This is a genomic window from Acinetobacter pittii ATCC 19004 = CIP 70.29, from assembly GCF_000369045.1.
Taxonomy (GTDB): domain Bacteria; phylum Pseudomonadota; class Gammaproteobacteria; order Pseudomonadales; family Moraxellaceae; genus Acinetobacter; species Acinetobacter pittii.
Genome location: NZ_KB849790.1, coordinates 425,093 through 440,792, shown reverse-complemented (window position 1 = coordinate 440,792; position 15,700 = coordinate 425,093). Strand labels below are relative to the sequence as shown.

Below are 15,700 nucleotides of genomic sequence, written 5' to 3'. Positions count from 1 at the left end.
GTGGCCGCTCAGGTGGACGAGGTCGTGGTCGCAGCCGTGATGACGACGATGATGATCGCGGAGGCCGTTCAGGCGGACGAGGCCGAGGTCGCAGCCGTGATGACGACGATGATTATGATGGCCGTGGTCAAAACTCTCGTAATCAAAAACGTGATGCCTACGGACGTTTTACGTCTTAAGCAGAATGTTTTAAAAACAAAGGAGGCTTTTGCCTCCTTTGTTTTTTAGCTTACTTATTTACTGAGGGAGAGGTTGTAGGCCTTTTACAATATCAAGGTATTCAGAACCGTTTAACCAAAAAGATTTTTTCAAAAAAAGTGTCGTCATAATACTTTCGGCTGCTTCGCTATCCGGATTTTCACAAAATAATCCGTAGCTTTCACCTAAAACCGCATCATTTTCAATTAGGCGGATATAATAAGCATGTTGCTCATTTGCATAACCTAAAACCGCATCACGTTGATTTTTCATTTCGCATGCCTCCATACCAAAAAACTGAATTTAACCAGAATGTTAAGTGTTCAGAATCTCATTTGATAAAAATCAAAAAACAGTCAGCGATAACGACTATTTCGAAATAGGTTTTGATTTTCTTCAAATTGCCATTTTGGTTAAAACATCCCTGTTAAAAACAAAATGGATTAAAATCTGATCATGAGATTTATTGTTATGCAAAAAAAATATTTCGTCAACTTGAAAATGTAACTTTTTCAAGTTACATTGTTTGTGTAGGATTTGAACAGTGGAATGGAGGCAATATGCCAAAGAAAAAAGAGTTCGAGCATGGCGGTGTACGAGAAAATGCCGGACGTAAGGCACAGTTCAATGAACCCACCAAAGTCATTCGTGTTCCTGAATCTCAAGTCAACTTTATCAAAAATTGGTTACTGAATAATGTCAAAACCAATAACTTGACCGACTTTAACTCAAAACTTAATGTCCAACAGGTCCACCCGAATAACGATAAAATTTACCATATTCCTTTGGCAACTGAACGTGTTGCGGCAGGTTTTCCTTCACCTGCGCAAGATGATATTGAGCAAGCACTCGATTTAAATGAATATTTAATTAGAAATGAAAATGCCACGTTTATTGTCAAAGCCAACTCTTTGTCAATGTTAGATGCTGGAATTGATATTAATGATCCGCTTATTGTGGATCGTAGCATTCCTGCTAAATCGGGTGATATTGTGATTGCACTCATCGATAATGATTTCACTGTGAAGCGCTTAATGATTGATACTCAATTTCAGCCACCTAAAGTTTGGCTAAAAGCAGAAAATCCTGATTATCAGAATATTTATATTGAAGAGGGGCAAGAACTGGTGATTTGGGGAGTCGTGACTTATAACCTCAAACGAATGAGATAATTTTTCTTATATTTATTATTTAAGTTACTGACCCGAAAAGTGAGTCAGTAACTTTTTGCTGAATGACTTTTAAATTTGTCCAATCAATAAGCACGTTGCGATAACAACCATCAAACCACCTGAAAAACGGCCGACTAACCGTGCTGCTTGTGGTCTGGTTTTTAAAATAGCCTCTGAACCATAACCTACCATTAAGTAAATTATCGCGCAGCTAATCATGTGAACAACACCAAAGGCAAGAATTTGTGTTGTCACTGACCATGAAGCAGTCGTGTCAATAAACTGAGGAAGCAGCGCTAAAAATAGCAAAAAAACTTTCGGGTTTAAGCCACTCACATAAACGCCTTTGGTTGCCCAGCTCAACCATGACTGAGCTTTTTCAGAACCAGATTCGTTCGGAGTAGGGGGGGTAAGTAATAAATTTATTCCCATCCATAACAAATAAGCAGAACCCGCAACAGTAAGAATCATTAGAGCAGTTGGATTATTTGCTACAAGCAGACCAACACCAGCTGCTACCAATAAAATCGTAATAAAGTGCCCAAATAGCATGCCTGCAACAGCGGGTACGACGACTTTGCCTTTAATCCCTGCCGAAATGGCATAGGCCCAGTCTGCCCCTGGCGTAATAATAAAAAGAATGGAGACACTCCAAAATGCAATAAAAATGTTAAAAGCCATATGCTTATCTCGGCAAACTATTTTCCAAAGGTTTCGCTCGTGGTTTAGAAAAAATCCCTATTTATGCGAGCTTGTTGAAAATAATATGCTCATATATTTAGAATGTGCTTTTAAATGTTTGCTCATATCACACTTATTTAGGGTAAATTTTTCTAAATGGATCGCACAGATAAAAAGATTCTTGCTGAATTGCAATTAAATGGCCGATTATCTATCACCGAGTTGGCAGAAAAAGTCGGTTTGAGCATTTCACCTTGTCATAGACGAGTGAAGGCTTTAGAAGAGTCAGGAGCTATCAAAGGTTATCGGGCAGAACTCGACCCAAACTTAGTGGGATTTGAATTTTCAGCGATTGTTTTTATTACGCTTAAAGAGGGCGATAAACAGGCAGTCGAGAAGTTTGAAAATGCCGTGATAGACATCCCACAAATTATTCAGGCACAGCGTTTGTTTGGTGAGCCAGATTATTTACTACATGTGGTGGCTAAAGATTTACCTGCTTTTCAGCGTTTGTACGATGAAAAATTATCTGCTATTCCAAGTGTGCAACGACTCATCTCAACCATTGTGATGAAAGATGTAGTGCCTGAACGTTTATTCCCGATTGGCTAAGAATCATCAGATATAAAAAAAGAAGCTTTAAAGCTTCTTTTTTAGTTTCGAGAGTATTTAAGCATCGAGTGTTTTACATAAAGAACAGATCGTACCGTTATGTTTGTGAGAGAACATAATATCTGGACGCTCATAGCCTTGCTCACATACGCGGCAGTGATAGACGGTAGCAACAGGAGTGCCTTCAGCATCGTAACGTGGTTCTTTAATACCGTCATCGTGTGACTTGATGTAGTATTTTCCTTTGGTTAATAAGCCCATGATTGGTGTTAATACAAAAGCAAGCACAAGTGCGATAAGCGGTGAGTAAGGCGCCAAGAAACTACCGAGTAAGCCGAAGAATGCTGCAATTGATAAGCCTGCTGATACAAGGAACGCAACCATACCGACAGGGTTTACGTTGTATAGCATGTCACGGCGATATTCCGGCTCTTTCGGTGAAAGTTTTAAAACATATTTGTTGATTGAAATGTCTGTTGCAACAACCACAACCCAAGCAATTGCAAAGTTTGAATAGAACCCTAAGATTTTACTCAGTACCGCGAACATGTTGCCTTCCATCAAAGCAAGCGCAATTGCTAAGTTCACCATCACAAAGACAATACGACCAGGATAATGTTTGCTAATACGAGTGTAGGCACTTGTCCATGCAAGGGAACCAGAGTAAGCATTGGTCACATTAATTTTAATTTGAGAAATAACCACCAAAATAACTGCAAGTGTTAAAGCGGCCCAACCCGGAAGCATGTCATGAAACGCCGCATTAAACTGTTGAACAGGTTCAGTACTGTTTACGCCCGGTATTTTAGTGAGTAAATAGAACCCTAAAAATGCCCCAATAATTTGTTTAATCGCCCCTAAAATTACCCAACCCGGACCCGCTGAAATAACCGCAGCCCACCATGCTTTGCTATTTTCTTTTGTTTTAGCAGGCATGAAGCGTAGATAGTCAATTTGCTCACCGATTTGCATGATTAGCGATAAACATATACCAGCACCTAACATGATTGCAGCCATGTCTACAGTTGCAAAACCTTCGTTACCTGTGAAAGTTGCAAACTGGCTGACTAAGGTAGGTTCTTGATAAATCAGATAGGCCACAGGACCAATCATCAGAACGAGCCAAAGCGGGGTAGTCCAGACTTGTAATTTACTTAAGGCTTTCATACCGTAAATCACCAGCGGTATGACCATAACTGTTGAGATGAGGTAACCTGCCCAAAGCGGAATGCCTAAACCGAGCAATAACCCTTGCGCCATGATTGAACCTTCAAGGGCAAAGAAAATAAACGTGAAACTGGCAAAAATGATACTGGTCAGGACTGAGCCGATATAACCGAAACCTGCGCCACGAGTAATCAAGTCAAGATCGATGTTATAGCGAGCTGCGTAGTAGGCTAAAGGAATGCCGGTTAAGAAGATAATAATCGCTGCAAATAAAATGGAGAAAACAGCATTGGTTGTTCCGTAAGACATACCAATACTGGCGCCAATAGAAAAGTCAGCAAGATAGGCAATACCACCAAGAGCAGTAATAGCGACAACTTTGGGACTCCAGCGCCGAAAGCTGTGTGGAGCATAACGTAAAGTATAATCTTCTAAGGTTTCATTCACTGCTTTTTGTGAATCTGTACCTTGCACAGTGTCCAGATTTGGATGTTCAGATACACTCATAACATCAATCTCCCAATCATTTTCGGTCAATCAACACAAATATTGATCATTGTTTTTTGATGGATTTGAGTGTGTGATTTTTGGGAAAAATTGAAAATACGTTATTTTGCGTATATGTGCGTATTCGAGAAAATCGCCATGATAATTGACTTTTGGCATAAGGATTGCTGGGTTTAATGCAGCCCTATCCAAAACATGAGTGTTATGCCAGATTCTTCACGCCCCCAACAAGCGCCACAACGTGTGATCAAAACACGCCGTGAATATAATATTTGGGTGGCAGATGAAAGTATTGAAGATTATGCGCTCCGCTATGCACCCACCTCTGTACGTAAATGGTCACCTTGGACAGTTACCAACACCGCAATTTCGACCGTTAGCTTTTTGGCGATGGAAGCCATTGGGGCGACCATGCTTTGGCAGTATGGCTTTAGCAATGCAGTATGGGCAGCAATAGTCGTATGTACGATTATATTTTTAACCAGTTGGCCGATTAGTTACTACGCCGCAAAATATAATGTAGACGTCGATTTGCTTACTCGTGGTGCAGGTTTCGGCTACATTGGCTCAACCATTACATCTCTGATTTATGCCAGCTTTACCTTTATTTTGCTTGCCTTTGAAGCCGCAATTATGGCAATGGCACTTGAGCTTGCTTTAGGCATTCCGCAAGTTATTGGTTACTTAATTTCTGCCTTAGTGATTTTGCCTTTAGTAGTCAAAGGCATTGGTTTTATTAATAAAGTTCAGGCGATCACACAACCAATCTGGCTCTTATTGCTGTTGTTACCGTGGTTTTTTGTACTTTGGAAACAACCACAAATTTTAAGTAGTAGCCTGCATTTTGTTGGGGCAGTTTCAAACTCAACCGATTTTAATCTGTATTACTTTGGTGCGGCGTGCACTCTTATTTTTTCATTTGTGATCCAAATTGGTGAGCAAGCCGACTATTTACGTTTCTTACCGCAAAAAGAAAAGAATAGAACTGCATGGCGTTTTGCCGTTTTTTTAGGTGGTCCATCTTGGATTATTTTTGGATTTCTAAAAGTTTTGATGGGCATGCTGCTGATGGTGTTGGCTTTTCAGCTGTTTATTCCTGTCTCTGAACTAGACAATCCGACTTATCTGTATTGGGTCGCCTATCAACAGTTTATTCCAAACCCTCAGCTTGCTTTAATATTGACTCTAGCACTGGTTTGCTTGGCACAAATTAAAATTAATATGACCAATGCCTACGCTGGCTCTTTAGCTTGGTCAAACTTTTTTGCTCGTTTAACTCATAGCCATCCGGGACGAATTGTCTGGCTTCTTTTTAATGTGTTTATTGCCATTGTTTTGATGGAAATGGGAATTAGCCATGCGGTTGAACGCATTTTGGGACTATATAGCAATATTGCTTTGGCATGGATTGGCGCCGTTGTTGCCGATTTAATTATCTGTAAGCCTTTAGGTCTAAGCCCGAAAGGAATTGAATTTCGCCGTGCTTATTTATATGACATTAATCCCGTAGGCGTGGGCGCCTTACTGATTGCTTCAGTGTTATCGATGCTGAGCTATTTGGGTTTTTTCGGACTCATGGCAAAAGGATTGGCGAGTTTTATTGCTTTGGGGAGCGCGGTGTTATGTGTTCCCGTTATTGCTTACCTAACTAAAGGCAAATATTACATTGCACGCCAACCTGAAAAAATTCAGGCGACTTCGGTTGCTAACTGTGTTGTGTGTGAACGGGACTATGAACTTGCCGATATGGCGGGTTGCCCAGCCTATAACGGTACGATTTGCTCTCTATGCTGTTCACTTGAAGCACGCTGTCACGATTTATGTAAACCCGATGCACGTTGGTCAGTACAACTCAAAAAAGCTATTTGGCACTATTTACCAGAACGTTGGGCTAGCCGTTTAAATAGCAGGGTTAGTTTGTATTTATTATTGACTTTAGGGCTGTCTATTGTTTTGGCAGTGAGTTTAAGTCTGGTTTATATCCAAGAAAAAACCTATTTAGAAACCATTAATGCCGCAGCCGTTCCTCAGCTATTTACGCTGTTTGTCAAAATTTACACCATTTTATTTTTATTAATGAGTGTTGCTGCATGGTGGTTAGTGCTAAACGATGAAAGTCGTCGTAATGCCGAAATCGAGACACATCAGCAAACAGCATTATTGATTGATGAAATTGCTGCCCATGAAGTCACTTCAAAAGACCTGCAAGATGCCAGAATTTCAGCAGAGCGAGCAAATGATGCAAAAAGCCGTTATGTCATTGGTATTAGCCACGAACTAAGAACACCTCTAAATAGTATTTTGGGCTATAGCCAATTGCTTCAAAAACAAGAGCAGCTCTCAGAACAAGGCAAAATGGCACTCGGGGTGATTAGCCGTAGTGGGCAGCATTTGACTTCATTGATTGATGGTTTACTAGATTTAGCACGAATTGAAACAGGTAAAATTTCTTTAAATGTAGTGGATGTTCATTTCCCCAATTTTATTGAACAGATTATTCAAATGTTTCAGCCTCAGTTTGAACAGAAGAATTTACAGTTTGTTTATGAAATTGGTGAAAACCTACCGCATTATGTTCGTACCGACAAAAAACGCTTAGAGCAAGTGCTCATCAATTTGCTGGGCAATGCTTTAAAGTTTACGACAAGCGGTACAATTACTTTAAAAGTCGAGTACCGTTTTCAAACGGCTTATTTTGAAATTAGAGATACGGGCTGTGGTATTGCCGAGGCAGATTTAGAGCGAATCTTTAATCCGTTTGAACGGGGCAGCAATGTAGTGCAAGGCGGATTTACCGGAACAGGACTCGGGCTACCCATTGTAAAATTGTTGGTCGATTTACTCGGCGGCCAACTATCTGTGACTAGTCAGCTCAATCAGGGTTCACAATTTAAGATTAAGTTTTACTTACCTTCAAAAGAAGTGGTTCATCCAATTTCTAATATTTACTCTAACCAGATTACAGGCTATCAAGGCGAACGAAAACGAATTTTGGTTGTCGATAATGAAGCGGTGGATCGAGGCCTAGTCGCTAATTTTCTCAAACCTTTGGGATTTATGATTGAAGAAGCCGAGTCAGGCATTGACTGTTTAAGACGTGTACCTATTTTTCAGCCTAACCTGATTTTGATGGATTTAAATATGCCTTTGATGGGCGGCTGGGAAACAGCACGATTATTGCGGCAGAATAATATTACCAATGTGCCGATCTTAATTATTTCGGCCAATGCAGGTGAGCGTGAAGTCAATCCACAAGATGCGGTCTTAAGTGAAGACTTTATGTTAAAACCAATCGACCTCAATTTGTTGCTGAGTAAAATTGGAGACAAGTTAGGTTTGGTATGGATTGATTACAAATCAGAGACATTTCTTGAGAATAATGAAATTCAGTCACTTGATATAAAAGTGTTTAAGCAAGAGCAAGCTACTGTTCATACATCAATCCAACAACCGGAAAATAATGATCTGCTCGATTTACCGCAAAGCTTGCAGCAATTAAATGATTTGATTGGGCAGGGGTACATTCGTGGAATTCAACAGACTTTAACGCAATGCCGCCAAAATTTTCCGGAGCACGATGAATTATGGGAACAACTTGAACAGGCGATTCAAAAGTTTGATTTAAAACACGCGCAACGATTAATTCAGGATAAGCAATGAGTACGCAACATGTTTCTTTTCAGCAAGCTTCACCAAATGAGCAAGCTGTTATTCTGATTGTGGATGATGTGCCAGAAAATTTAGGCTTGCTACATGAAAGTCTGGATCAGGCAGGTTATCGCGTACTTGTCACAACCGATGGGTTAAGTGCTATAGAAATAGCACACCGATGCTTACCAGATATGATTTTGCTTGATGGGAATATGCCACATATGGATGGTTTTGAAAGTTGTATACAGCTTAAAGCGAGTCCAATTACGCAGTTTATTCCCGTTATTTTTATGACAGGCTTGTCTGAGACAGAACATATTGTGCGTGGTTTTCAGGTCGGCGGGGTGGACTATGTAACCAAACCGCTGAATATTGAAGAAGTATTAGCAAGGGTAAAAACACATTTGGCACATGCCAAACTATTGCAACAACAAAAACAGGTGATTGATGCAACGGAAACAGCAATTCTTGCACTAGATGTTCACGGTAAAATTGTTTGGAAAACTCAAAAAGCCAGTGATTTACTGAATCAATATTTACCTGAATTAGAAGGTTTTGAAGCAGGCTTAAAAGCTTGGTTTTCAGATTTAGAGCATGAAAAAGACCCCAAAAAATTAACCAGTTGTTCTTATTCAACGCCATCTCAGCAATTACAGCTTTTATTGCTTACGCCGTGGGAAACTGAACCAAGTGTGGCAAAAAATTATCTGATACAGATTAAGACTTCTACGCCCGCTTTGGAAATGGCTGATATTTTGAAATATTGCCCGCAGTTGACTCAACGTGAGGCAGAAGTCATGCACTGGTTGTTGTTAGGAAAAACCAATAAAGACATTGCAGAAATTTTGGAGCTTAGCCCACGGACGGTAAACAAGCATTTAGAGCATATTTTTGAAAAACTTTGTGTTGAAAACCGAACTGCTGCCGTGGCGCACATTAATAGTCTGGTGCAAGAGTTTCACTAATTTAATTGACGATTGTATTTAAAAAGCATACAGACTCACTGCTAAAAATAGTCTATTTTTTTACACTTAAATTTGTTCTTATAGATAAAGATATATAAAGTCATTTTTAAATAAATTTGAGCCATAATACGAGGAATTCATTGTGAATATTCAACAAAAAGATGATGCAAAACACGGCAGCTTTAGCTTACTTGATGGTGAAACCGTTGCGGGTGAAATGACTTATACATGGGCAGGCGAAGGCATGCTGATTATTGACGCTACAGATGTAAATGAAAATTATCGGGGACAAGGCGTAGGTCGCCAATTACTTGATGCTTTGGTGGCTTTTGTTCGTGAAAAAGACGTAAAAGTAATTCCGCTTTGCCCATATGCTAAATCGGTTTTTGATAAAGACTCAAGCATTGGTGATGTACTTAGAAAGTAAGCAATAGATTGAAAATCATTTAATAAAAATCGGGCCTTGGGGTCCGATTTTTTTATTCATCTTTGTTTTAGTAAATATGTTTTGAGCGGTTGTATTCAACTGATTTGAAGGTTTTCGATTGCCAAATCGAATTTATCAAACTTATAGAAAAGCTTATCTAATAAAAATAGTTTTAGACCAATTGGGAAAAAAATAAACTCTTTGCACAAATATTTAATGGCTGACGAAAGCTAAATATTTATAACGTTTTAATATTATTTTTTGGAATTTTCCTTGAACTGGCAGTATATCCATAGTGTGTTGCCGCAATTTTTCTCTGCAACTTTGACCACGCTGAAAATTTCAATTATCAGCATTATTTTGGCGATTATTGTAGGGCTGATTTGCAGCATTTTAATCACATATCGCGTGCGGGTGCTAAATAGAATTGCCCAGTTCTATATTGAGTTATCTCGAAATACCCCTTTATTAATTCAACTGTTCTTTTTGTATTACGGTTTGCCAAAACTCGGTATCAAAATTGATGGTTTCACTTGCGGTGTGATCGGATTGACCTTTTTAGGTGGAAGCTATATGGCCGAAGCTTTCCGAGCAGGTTTGCAGTCGGTGGCCAAAGGGCAGATTGACTCAGCAAAAAGTATTGGTCTACAACCGATTCAAATTTTTAGATATGTCATTTTTCCTCAAGCACTGGCTATTTCAATTCCGGCAATAGGGGCAAATTGCCTATTTCTAATTAAAGAAAGTTCTGTGGTCAGTGCAATTGCTGTCGTTGAACTGCTTTTTGTCACCAAAGACTTAATTGGCATGGACTATAAAACCACAGAAGCTTTGTTTTTACTCATCATGGCCTATCTCATTATTTTATTGCCCGTGTCTATTTTAACCAGCTATCTGGAGCACAGAAGTCGGAAGGTGAGCCATGGAACTTGATTATCTATTTCAAGCGAGTCACCTCGAACGCTTAATGTGGGGACTTTGGGCAACTGCAAAAATTGCTTTTATTTCGGTCTTTTTCTCTGCAATTTTCGGCACAGTTTTCGGCGTCATTATGACTTCTAAAAACATAGTCGTTAAATCGCTGTGCCGTCTGTATTTAGAAGCCATCCGAATCATTCCAATTTTAGTTTTGCTGTTTGTGTTTTATTTCGGCTTTGCGACATGGTTTAACTGGCAGTTTTCTGCAATGTGGGTGTGCATTGTTGTGTTTGTTTTATGGGGTACGGCTGAAATGGGCGATTTGGTCCGTGCAGCCATTACTTCAATTGATCAGCATCAACGTGATTCGGCCTATGCGCTTGGACTCACTCATGTTCAAGCTTTGATCTATGTCATTTTTCCGCAAAGTCTAAAACGAGTAACACCAGGCGCGATTAACTTATTTACCCGAATGGTGAAAACTAGCTCTTTGGCAGTCCTGATTGGTGTGGTTGAGGTCATTAAAGTGGGCCAGCAAATTATTGAAAATTCGCTGTTGACCGTGCCAAGCGCTTCTCTTTGGATTTATGGCTTTATTTTTATTTTGTATTTTCTGATTTGCTATCCCTTATCGCGTTTGGCGGCACATTTAGAAAAGGTCTGGGAGTAATTATGCCTTTGTTATCGATACAACAATTAGAGAAATCATTTGCACAAAGTCATATTTTACAGGGTATTGATCTGGATGTAGAACAAGGAGAGGTGGTTGTTATTTTAGGTCCATCGGGCTGCGGTAAAAGTACCTTATTGCGCTGTATTAACGGCTTAGAACCGATTCAGGGTGGCGAAATTCGTTTAACTGGCTCAGGTGTACTCGGTAAAGATGTGGACTGGACTAACGCTCGTCAAAAAATTGGCATGGTTTTTCAGAACTATGAGCTATTTGGGCATATGAACGTTATTGACAACATTTTGCTTGGGCCACTCAAAGTACAAAAACGCCACCGTGATGAAGCTGAACAAGTCGCAGATGAGTTGTTAAAGCGAGTGGGATTGTTTGAGCGAAAACTCGATTATCCACGACAGCTTTCAGGTGGACAAAAACAGCGTATTGCCATTGTTCGTTCACTGGTCATGCAACCTAAAGTCATTTTGCTTGATGAAATTACCGCTGCACTTGATCCGGAAATGGTTAGGGAAGTGCTTGATGTAGTACTGAAATTGGCAAATGAAGGAATGACCATGTTGATTGTGACACATGAGATGTCCTTTGCCCGTAAAGTTGCCGACCGCATTATTTTTATGGATAAGGGCAAGATTATTGAACAGGCTTCACCACAAGAATTTTTTGAACAGCCAAAAACAGAACGAGCGAAAGCCTTCTTAAATATTTTGTCGTACTAAATTTTTATTATTTGAATCATGAGGAAGTGAATGTTTAAACATAATTCAATAAAAATATTAAGCAGTATTGCCGTTGCTGGGGTGTTATTAACTGCATGTAGTAAAACGCCATCAACTGAACAGGCAGGTAATACTCAAGAAGACCATTCTTTAGAGCAAGTCAAAAAAAATGGGGTACTACGAGTTGCTGTTTTTGCCGATGATCCGCCGTTTGGTTACGTAGATAGTGCGGGGAATAATCAGGGCTTTGATGTGGCCTTAGCAAAACGTGTGACCAAAGACTTGCTCGGTGATGAAAAGAAAGTTGAGTTTATTGTGACTGAAGCTTCAAATCGGGTGGAGTTTTTAAAATCAAATCGTGCCGATGTGGTGTTCGCGACATTTACAGTAACCCCTGAACGTAAGGAAGTTGTCGATTTTGCCGAACCTTATTTAAAAGGGGCTTTTGGGATTGTCTCGCCTAAAGCTAAGCCGATTACCGACATTGCCCAATTAGAAGGTAAAACCTTAATTGTAAATAAAGGCACAAGTTCAGATACCTACTTTACCAAGCATTATCCGAAAGTAAATTTACTCAAGTTTGAAAGAAACTCGGATGCTTTTAAAGCCTTAACTGATGGTCGTGGTGACGCGATTTCACAAGATAGTACTTATGCTTTGGCATGGGCCGCGAAGAACCCAAGTTATGTAGCAGGCATTCAGTCTATTGGTGATCAAGAGTTTATTGCACCAGCAGTTAAAAAGGGCAATACCCAATTATTGAATTGGCTTAATACTGAAATTAAGCAGCTAAGAACTAGTGGTGAAATTAAGAAAATTTATGATGAAACCTTGAAACCAATTTACGGTGACTCGGTCAATCCGAATGTGTTTTTAGATGTAGGCCAATAATTTTTGATATCGCTAGAGCAGTGTCTAAACGTAGGCGCTGCTATTTTTAAATAAGACTTTTACAAGAACGAGAGGGTGAAATAATGACAACATTAACATTTCAAAACGTGAAGCATATTTTAGTTGCGTCTTTACTGAGTTTAGGTTTAGTTGCATGTGACAAAGGAACTCAGTCTACTGAAAAAACGGCTGATACCACACAAACTACGTCAAGTATTGAACAAATCAAAAAGAATGGTGTGGTACGAATTGGCGTATTTAGTGATAAACCGCCGTTTGGATATTTAGATGCTCAAGGTAAAAACCAAGGCTTTGATGTAGAGATTGCCAAGCATGTCGCTAAAGATTTGCTCGGTGATGAAAACAAAGTTGAGTTTGTTTTAACTGAAGCGGCTAACCGTGTCGAATATTTAAAAGCCAATAAAGTAGATATTATTTTTGCAAACTTTACCATTACACCTGAACGTAAAGAAGTGGTCGATTTTGCTAAACCTTATTTGAAAGTTGCTTTGGGCGTCGTTTCTCCTAAAAGCCATCCGATTATTGATGTGGCTCAACTTAAAGATAAAACTTTACTGGTCAACAAAGGTACAACGGCTGATTCATTCTTCACCAAGACTCATCCAGAAATTAAGCTACAAAAATATGAGCAAAACACTGAAACTTTTGATGCTTTAAAAGATGGTCGTGGTGCTGCGCTTGCCCATGATAACTTGCTGGTTTTAGCGTGGGCTAAAGAAAATCCAAATTACACTGTTGGCATTACCAATTTAGGTGAGCAAGACTTAATTGCACCAGCAGTGAAAAAAGGCGATAAAGAGTTACTGGACTGGTTGAACCCAGAATTAGAGAAACTGGCTAAAGAAGGCGTGATTCATCAAGCTTATGAAAAGACTTTAAAACCAGTCTATGGCGATACGATTAATCCAAAAGATTTATTGGTTGAGTAATCGTGCTAATAACCTCTAAAGATTAGAGCTCTAGATAGTATTTACTCGAGCTAAGATTCATCTACAGCCTGCCCATAATTTATAAAGATAATGTTTTTGCAATATTTTTTATAGATGTAAACAGTGGTCAGGTTCTGTAGATGAGAAAGTTTTTTGGTTACTTTTTTCAAAAAAAGTAACAGAATTAGCTGATTGCTTTAGAGGTTAAAAGGTTGGATTCAATCGTGCTAATTCTTTGACTTTATATTACTTTAACTTAAATAAAGTCGGCTCTGCTGCTAATTTATCTGCCAAATATTGAATCAACACACTCAATTTAGGCGGGACATGTCGTGTCGGTGGGTAGAGTAACCACAGCCCACCACTATAATAGGTCTTAAAATACCAATCTGGTAAAACCTGCACTAAGGTACCTTGTTGTAGAGCATGGCATGCAACGAAGTATGGCAAGCTCGCAATACCTAAATGCTGTAATGCGGCACTCAAACGCACACCTGTATGGTTTGCTGCATAACGACCACGCACGGCAACACTGATCGATTTATTTCCTTGCTGAAATTTCCACTTTGAGTCACTGGCTTGTTCACCCAAGTAAATACATTCATGCTGCTTTAAATCATGAGGGTGGTTCGGTATGCCATGCTTGGCCAAATACTCAGGCGTAGCACAAACCAAGTGATCAATATCAATGAGTTTTCGGCCCATAAGACCACCTGGTGGTTGCTCTGTAATTCGAAGTGCTAGATCAACTCCATCATCAATCAGGTCTACATAACGGTCTTCTAAAAGCATTTGTATATCAATTTTCGGGTAGCGTTTTAAAAATTCGGGTAAATGCGGATGAATCATAAAATGTCCCACAGCTTTCGGAACACTCATGCGAATAACACCTTCTGGTTCGACATGAAATTGCCCTGAACTTTCCATGACTGCTTGTGCAGCATTCACCATATCTAAACAACGTTGATAAACTTGTTGTCCACTTTCACTTAAACGAAGTTTCCGTGTGGTCCGATAGAGTAAGCGAGTGCCTAAAGCACGTTCTAAACGAGCAATTGCACGACTAACAGCAGAAGGTGTTGTACCAAGCTGGCGGGCAGTTTCAGAAAAACTTTCCGATTCGACAACCTTAACGAAAGTCGCCATTTCATTTAATAGAATCAGACTTTGATTTGTGCTCATGAGGCAAAAGTTATTTGGATTTTGATTGGATTATCGCGTCTAAAAAATCGCAATACAATCTTTTAGGTGATTTTCAGGAAACTAAATTGTTATGTGGCAGTTGTATGGACATGAGTTTTTAACGCTAGCTCTTATTCACTTTATGGCGGTGATTTTACCGGGACCAGATTTTGTAGTTACTGTAAGACAAAGTGTACGTTATGGCTACTTAATTGGATGTCTAACCGCAATTGGTATTGGTGTAGGGATTTCAGTGCATGTGTTTTATACACTTGTTGGTATTGGCTTTTTGATTCAGCAAAGTGAATGGCTCATGTCACTGATCAGAACAGCAGGGGCAGCTTATTTGATTTATTTAGGATGGCAGTGTTTACGTAGCCAGCCGAATACTAATATTGAAATTAATGGCCAAGCAAACGGTGATACGCCAAGTTTATTTAAAGCTTTTACTATGGGTTTTCTTACCAATGCATTAAACCCAAAAGCCACTATCTTTTTTCTGGCAATTTTTACGACGATTGTAAGTACCACCACACCAATGAAAGTTCAGGTTTTTTATGGGGTCTGGATGTGTATGGTCAATGCCATCTGGTTTATGGTGGTGAGTGTAATGTTTGCTCAGCCTATTGTACGTAAACGTTTTTTAGAATTTGGAGTTTATTTTGAGCGGGTGATGGGGGTGTTATTAATTGGAATTGCATTGAGATTGATTTGGGGATTGTTTGTTTAAGTTGGTTGTATTTATAAGTGGATGGGGTAGCACGACGGAGTCTTACCGTTTATACGTCATAATAAAGTAGCTAATTCTGTTACTTTTTTTGGAAAAAGTAACCAAAAAACTTTGTCATCTACAGAACCTGTTCACTGTTTTTCATCTATCAGGAAATGTTGCAAAAACATTATTTTTATAAATTATGGGCAGGCTGTAGATGACTCTTAGCACGAGCCGAAGGCTAATTCAGAAATCGAATTTAA

At 39.4% G+C, this 15,700-nt stretch carries 17 protein-coding genes and 2 pseudogenes; 13 read left to right on the top strand and 6 right to left on the bottom strand.

The annotated features are described in order from the left end of the window. Positions 1–179: pseudogene (locus F928_RS22630) on the top strand (stress-induced protein); the annotation flags it as partial. 58 nt (positions 180–237) lie between these two features. Here F928_RS22630 and F928_RS14695 read toward each other — a convergent pair. Further along, entirely contained in the window at positions 238–471 is a 234-nt protein-coding gene (locus F928_RS14695; RefSeq protein ID WP_002114518.1) for a hypothetical protein, read from the bottom strand. Between the two features lie 287 nt (positions 472–758). Here F928_RS14695 and umuD point away from each other — a divergent pair, with 287 nt between their 5' ends. Next, complete coding sequence (gene umuD, locus F928_RS14690; RefSeq protein WP_005076547.1) at positions 759–1,370, top strand: LexA family protein; 612 nt, start codon at positions 759–761, stop codon at positions 1,368–1,370. A 69-nt stretch (positions 1,371–1,439) separates the two neighbouring features. Here the strand turns inward: umuD and F928_RS14685 are convergent, their stop codons facing one another. Continuing rightward, positions 1,440–2,051 carry a LysE family translocator gene (locus tag F928_RS14685; protein WP_005076545.1) on the bottom strand — a complete coding sequence of 204 codons (612 nt, stop codon included), beginning with the start codon at positions 2,049–2,051 and terminating at the stop codon, positions 1,440–1,442. A gap of 156 nt (positions 2,052–2,207) precedes the next feature. Here F928_RS14685 and putR point away from each other — a divergent pair, with 156 nt between their 5' ends. Then, complete coding sequence (putR, locus tag F928_RS14680; protein ID WP_000376211.1) at positions 2,208–2,663, top strand: Lrp/AsnC family transcriptional regulator; 456 nt, start codon at positions 2,208–2,210, stop codon at positions 2,661–2,663. 57 nt (positions 2,664–2,720) lie between these two features. Here the strand turns inward: putR and F928_RS14675 are convergent, their stop codons facing one another. Further along, positions 2,721–4,337, bottom strand: a complete 1,617-nt coding sequence (locus F928_RS14675; protein ID WP_005076543.1) for a purine-cytosine permease family protein — start codon at positions 4,335–4,337, stop codon at positions 2,721–2,723. 195 nt (positions 4,338–4,532) lie between these two features. Here F928_RS14675 and F928_RS14670 point away from each other — a divergent pair, with 195 nt between their 5' ends. From F928_RS14670 to F928_RS14660, 3 genes are all read left to right on the top strand, one after another. Then, positions 4,533–7,997, top strand: a complete 3,465-nt coding sequence (locus tag F928_RS14670) for a hybrid sensor histidine kinase/response regulator (RefSeq protein WP_005076541.1) — start codon at positions 4,533–4,535, stop codon at positions 7,995–7,997. Then, a complete protein-coding gene (locus F928_RS14665) occupies positions 7,994–8,953 on the top strand; it encodes a response regulator transcription factor (protein ID WP_005076538.1) in 960 nt (319 codons plus the stop codon). The genes F928_RS14670 and F928_RS14665 overlap by 4 nt, the downstream gene beginning before the upstream one ends. 142 nt (positions 8,954–9,095) lie before the next feature. Continuing rightward, positions 9,096–9,380 carry a GNAT family N-acetyltransferase gene (locus F928_RS14660; protein ID WP_005076534.1) on the top strand — a complete coding sequence of 95 codons (285 nt, stop codon included), beginning with the start codon at positions 9,096–9,098 and terminating at the stop codon, positions 9,378–9,380. A gap of 95 nt (positions 9,381–9,475) precedes the next feature. On the opposite strand, the gene F928_RS22075 is transcribed toward F928_RS14660, so the two are convergent. Next, positions 9,476–9,589 (bottom strand): hypothetical protein, encoded by a 114-nt coding sequence (locus F928_RS22075; protein ID WP_079381051.1) that lies wholly within the window; start codon positions 9,587–9,589, stop codon positions 9,476–9,478. 64 nt (positions 9,590–9,653) lie between these two features. Between F928_RS22075 and artM the strand changes: the two genes are divergently transcribed. From artM to F928_RS14635, 5 genes are all read left to right on the top strand, one after another. Beyond that, positions 9,654–10,313: an amino acid ABC transporter permease gene (gene artM / locus F928_RS14655; protein ID WP_001104469.1), complete on the top strand. Its 660-nt coding sequence runs from the start codon at positions 9,654–9,656 to the stop codon at positions 10,311–10,313. Further along, positions 10,303–10,968: an amino acid ABC transporter permease gene (yckA, locus tag F928_RS14650; RefSeq protein WP_005076530.1), complete on the top strand. Its 666-nt coding sequence runs from the start codon at positions 10,303–10,305 to the stop codon at positions 10,966–10,968. Before artM ends, yckA begins: the two co-directional genes overlap by 11 nt. A gap of 2 nt (positions 10,969–10,970) precedes the next feature. Further along, entirely contained in the window at positions 10,971–11,702 is a 732-nt protein-coding gene (gene glnQ, locus F928_RS14645; RefSeq protein ID WP_005076528.1) for an amino acid ABC transporter ATP-binding protein, read from the top strand. Between the two features lie 30 nt (positions 11,703–11,732). Further along, the gene (locus F928_RS14640; RefSeq protein ID WP_005076526.1) at positions 11,733–12,593 is read left to right on the top strand and encodes a transporter substrate-binding domain-containing protein; all 861 of its coding nucleotides are present in this window, start codon (positions 11,733–11,735) and stop codon (positions 12,591–12,593) included. Between the two features lie 83 nt (positions 12,594–12,676). After that, a complete protein-coding gene (locus tag F928_RS14635) occupies positions 12,677–13,543 on the top strand; it encodes a cysteine ABC transporter substrate-binding protein (RefSeq protein ID WP_005076523.1) in 867 nt (288 codons plus the stop codon). Between the two features lie 50 nt (positions 13,544–13,593). On the opposite strand, the gene F928_RS22070 is transcribed toward F928_RS14635, so the two are convergent. Next, positions 13,594–13,713, bottom strand: coding sequence for a hypothetical protein (locus F928_RS22070; RefSeq protein WP_002114211.1), 120 nt, complete (start codon positions 13,711–13,713; stop codon positions 13,594–13,596). Positions 13,714–13,789: 76 nt separating this feature from the next. After that, positions 13,790–14,725: a LysR family transcriptional regulator gene (locus F928_RS14630; protein ID WP_002114422.1), complete on the bottom strand. Its 936-nt coding sequence runs from the start codon at positions 14,723–14,725 to the stop codon at positions 13,790–13,792. A gap of 91 nt (positions 14,726–14,816) precedes the next feature. Here F928_RS14630 and F928_RS14625 point away from each other — a divergent pair, with 91 nt between their 5' ends. After that, positions 14,817–15,455, top strand: a complete 639-nt coding sequence (locus F928_RS14625; protein ID WP_005076520.1) for a LysE family translocator — start codon at positions 14,817–14,819, stop codon at positions 15,453–15,455. A gap of 88 nt (positions 15,456–15,543) precedes the next feature. After that, a pseudogene (locus tag F928_RS22370) lies at positions 15,544–15,665 on the top strand (hypothetical protein). Positions 15,666–15,700 lie beyond the last annotated feature (35 nt).